This window comes from Clostridium sp. YIM B02500, from assembly GCF_022324665.1.
Classification (GTDB): Bacteria; Bacillota; Clostridia; order Clostridiales; family Clostridiaceae; genus Clostridium; species Clostridium beijerinckii.
The window spans coordinates 1-4215 of the sequence record NZ_JAKGTE010000070.1 but is presented as its reverse complement, the minus strand read 5'-3'; the positions used below and the strand labels follow the sequence as shown (position 1 = coordinate 4215).

At 29.6% G+C, this 4215-nt stretch carries 3 protein-coding genes, 2 tRNA genes and 1 rRNA gene; 5 read left to right on the top strand and 1 reads right to left on the bottom strand.

Going from position 1 to position 4215, the window contains the following annotated elements:
- Nucleotides 1-77 precede the first annotated feature (77 nt).
- From L1S46_RS26110 to L1S46_RS26095, 4 genes are all read left to right on the top strand, one after another.
- Nucleotides 78-153, top strand: a tRNA-Lys gene (locus L1S46_RS26110).
- A 294-nt stretch (nucleotides 154-447) separates the two neighbouring features.
- Nucleotides 448-1395 carry an L-lactate dehydrogenase gene (locus L1S46_RS26105; RefSeq protein WP_238901425.1) on the top strand — a complete coding sequence of 316 codons (948 nt, stop codon included), beginning with the start codon at nucleotides 448-450 and terminating at the stop codon, nucleotides 1393-1395.
- Nucleotides 1396-1553: 158 nt separating this feature from the next.
- Nucleotides 1554-1670, top strand: a 5S ribosomal RNA gene (gene rrf, locus L1S46_RS26100).
- 5 nt (nucleotides 1671-1675) lie between these two features.
- Nucleotides 1676-1751 (top strand) — tRNA-Lys (locus L1S46_RS26095).
- A gap of 189 nt (nucleotides 1752-1940) precedes the next feature.
- Here L1S46_RS26095 and L1S46_RS26090 read toward each other — a convergent pair.
- Nucleotides 1941-2690: a signal peptidase II gene (locus tag L1S46_RS26090; RefSeq protein WP_236895804.1), complete on the bottom strand. Its 750-nt coding sequence runs from the start codon at nucleotides 2688-2690 to the stop codon at nucleotides 1941-1943.
- A gap of 223 nt (nucleotides 2691-2913) precedes the next feature.
- Between L1S46_RS26090 and L1S46_RS26085 the strand changes: the two genes are divergently transcribed.
- Nucleotides 2914-3720: a pyruvate, water dikinase regulatory protein gene (locus L1S46_RS26085; protein WP_012061051.1), complete on the top strand. Its 807-nt coding sequence runs from the start codon at nucleotides 2914-2916 to the stop codon at nucleotides 3718-3720.
- Nucleotides 3721-4215 lie beyond the last annotated feature (495 nt).

Sequence of the window (4215 nt, the reverse complement as noted above, 5' to 3'; positions counted from 1 at the left end):
GAAAGTTAAGGTCTATAGCGCCGATGGTACTGCATGGGAGACTGTGTGGCAGAGTAGGACGTTGCGAGGTAAGATTTGCGTGATTAGCTCAGTTGGTAGAGCACCTGACTCTTAATCAGGGTGTCCAGGGTTCGAATCCCTGATGACGCACCATAACAAAGGTTGTTAATTTTATTAACAACCTTTTTTGTTTTAAAATAAATTATTAAAGAAGTAATTTATTTTCAGTATTATAAACATTTAGGAATAAAAGATTGGATTAATTTATTAATTAGATAAATTTTGAATACGAAGACTGATTTTATATTCTTAGAAGAAAGTTAAGATAGTGTATAATATAATCCATAATATTTAATCGTGCATATATAAGTAATTATAAGTGAATAAATGAGTGTAAAATAAAAATAATAATATGAGTAAGAATAAGTTTCTTAAAAGGAGTTAAATATGAGTTTAAAAAAAAGTAAAGTGGCTATTATAGGAACAGGATTAGTAGGGTCTAGTACAGCCTTTAGTCTGATGACTCAAGGGGTATGTGATGAGATATTAATGATTGATATAAATGAAGAAAAGGCTCTAGGGGAAGTAATGGATTTAAACCATTGTATTGAATATTTGAATAGAAATATAAGAATTGTCAGGGGGAACTATGAGCAATGCGGGGATGTAGATATTGTGGTAATAACAGCTGGTGCACCGCCTAAGCAAGGGCAAACTAGATTAGATACACTAGAATTATCAGCTAAAATAGTAGAATCCATTGTAAGGCCAATAATGAAGAGTGGATTTAAAGGACACTTTATTGTTATTTCCAATCCGGTTGATATGATAGCATATCATGTTTATAAGATATCTGGGTTACCAAAGAGTCATATTATAGGAACTGGTACTTCAGTTGATTCAGCAAGACTAAAAAATTTCATTGGAGAACTATTAAATGTTGATCCGCGTAGTGTGCAAGGATATTCTATGGGAGAACACGGAGATTCACAGATGGTCCCATGGTCTCATGTTACAGTTGGAGGAAAGTCATTCTACGAGATATTAAAAGACAATAAAGATAGAGTAGGAGAAGTTGACTTAGATAAACTAGTACTGGAAACAGCGAGAGCAGGTTGGGAAGTGTACAATAGAAAAGGAACAACGTATTATGGTATAGCAACAGCAGCTGTAGGAGTCATAAAAGCGATAATAAATGATGAAAACAAGATAATGCCAGTATCTACATTATTAGATGGCGAGTATGGAGAAAAAGATGTTTTTTGTGGAGTACCTGCTGTTTTAAATGCTGATGGGGTTAAAGAGGTAGTGGAAATTCATATGACAAAAGAAGAGTTGAGCAAGTTTAAAAGATCTATAGAGTTAATAAAAGAATATATCGAAAAAATAAAATAAGTTTTATTTCTGAATAAGTGTTGACATAATAGATAATACTATGTATAATAATATCTTGTTGAGACAAGTTTTCGACAAGATATTATAAAATAGTTATATAAAGATTATTTCATAAATTTGAAGTAATAGATGAAGATTGTATTAACTATTAATTAAAATCTCGTGATGATGGCATAGAGGTAACACTCCTTCCCATTCCGAACAGGAAAGTTAAGGTCTATAGCGCCGATGGTACTGCATGGGAGACTGTGTGGCAGAGTAGGACGTTGCGAGGTAAGATGGTTCACTAGCTCAGTCGGTAGAGCACATGACTTTTAATCATGGTGTCCCGGGTTCGATTCCCGGGTGAGCCACCAATTACTTTATTAAAAGTAATCTTATTGAAAAACTTGCTTAGTATTTATATAAATAAAAGAGTTTTACTTAAAGTAAAACTCTTTTTTTATTTACCTTTATAAATTTTGAAACATATCATATTACAAATTTATAAAATGAATAACATTAAATAAGTATTCATAGGTTTTACTAATCTAATAGATAACTGTTTAGAAGGATTTGAACTTATGCGAGATATCCTTTTTTATAAATAAGAAAAACTTTCTTAATGATTGAATATCTTCCTTAACTGATGTATCTTCATTAGATGCAAGGTATCCATTGTTAAACATAGTAAGGGCAAAGAATAATATTCCTATATTAATATATAAGTCTTTTATATCAGCAATGAATAAATTACTTATTCCTATAAAATCTAAACTACCACCATAAAAAATCTTGTCAATCAGCGAACATGTAGCACCACAGCATACAAAAATAAAGCACATATCGGCCCAGAAATCCTTGTTTCCTTTGTATAAATAATATCTATATACTTCGATAAAAATAAATATAGCAAATATATTTATAGTTATTAAAATAGGAAAATTAACGGATGCTCCAAATCTAGCATTTAGCCAAGAACCTTCAGTATTAATTATAGGTCGAAAATATAACAAGCTAGATATTATAGGAAAATCATTATTAAACCAAAAGAGTTTTATTAATATCTTTATTCCTTGATCAAATAGAAAAAGAAAGAAAAATAGAATTACAAGTGTATTAGACTTAAATCCACGTTCGTATTTAATTCCGATTATGTAGCTGAATAGACCTACTAGTGCAAATAATATAATTAGTATCATATTAAATAAAATTGTTCTAAGATCATTAATTCTTCCAGTAATAAGCTCGAATAAGACATATATAGTCCACATCAAAGGAAGAATACTTATAGTTAACACTTTTTTATTTTTCATAAGAGTACCTCCAACTGTAATTGTATTACGTTATACTAAAGTGTAACATATAGTAAAAAAAAATTCACTACTGTTAAATGAACCAAATTTAGTTTAATATAGAGATAACAGGAACACATACATAATTAATTAAAGTATTGTAAGCATTGGTCAGGGTATATATTTATAAAAAAAGAGTAAGGTATAAAAAGTATCATGAGATTATGAGAAAGAAGGTATAAATATGTTAACAATTTTAGCAGTATCAGATTCGATAGGAGAAACTGCAAACCAAGTTGCTGTTGCAGCGGCAAGTCAATTTACAGAAAAAGTAGATGTTAAAAGAATTCCATATGTAAAATCTTTAGAAGATGTTGAAGATGTAATGAATATCGCAAATGAGTGCGAGAGCGTGATAATTGTATCTACTATAATTACTGTTAATGTAAGGGAGCATTTGACACAAAAAGCAATGGAAAAAAATATATCGGTTATGAATGTATTAGGGCCAATAATAAATGTGGCATCAACTATATTAAATACACATCCTACATACAACCCAGGTGCTATGAGGCAAACAGACGAAGTATATTTCAAGAGAATAGAAGCCATGGAATTTGCTATGCAATATGATGATAGTAAAGATTATAGGGGATTAAAGAATGCCGATGTAGTGTTGATCGGACTTTCAAGAACTTCAAAAACACCACTTTGTATGTATTTGGCCAATAAGGGGGTAAAGGCAATAAACATTCCTTTAATGCCTGAAGTGGGAGTTCCAGATGAAATATATGAAATTGATAGAAAAAAAGTATTTGGATTAACAATAAATCCACTTAGATTAATTGAAATAAGGAAAAGAAGGTTAGATAAGTTTCATAGGATTACGTCCGACATTGAATATGCAGGAGATGCAAGAGTGTTAGAAGAACTTGATTTTGCAGATAAAATAATGAGAAAAATAGGATGTAAGACTATAGATGTTACAGAGAGAGCTATTGAAGATACTGCTTTAATTATTCTAGAGAAGATAGGGTATAACAATAAATAAGCTATTAATAAGCAACTAATTTTGGAAATGATATAAGTTTATATATAAGATAAGTTAAAAAAAGCAAGTTTTGTTTACCAAAATATTTGTAAGCGAAATTTGCTTTTTTTATATCAAATGCGCTAAGCTGTTGTACTTAAACATAATGGAAATAAAGAAAAGTTAGTGAAAGTTTATATAGTATATAATATAACTATTCCTAGTGTATCACTAATAGAATTAGAGAGAATTTCACATAAATTTTACACTATAATGAATATAAAGTCATTTAATGGGATAATTTAATATAATAAGACAATTATCATATATGTTAATATAATAAACGTCGTTGAGGTACATAAATAACTTGAATTGAACTAAGAATAACTTTTCTGATTGAGTTCAAAAAAATTTAAAAAGTTATTGACAGTATGTAAAACAGATGATATACTAAATAAGTCGCTTGAGGGTGACATAAATTAATAACTACAATGAGAATTGTAGGGAAGAAAATTG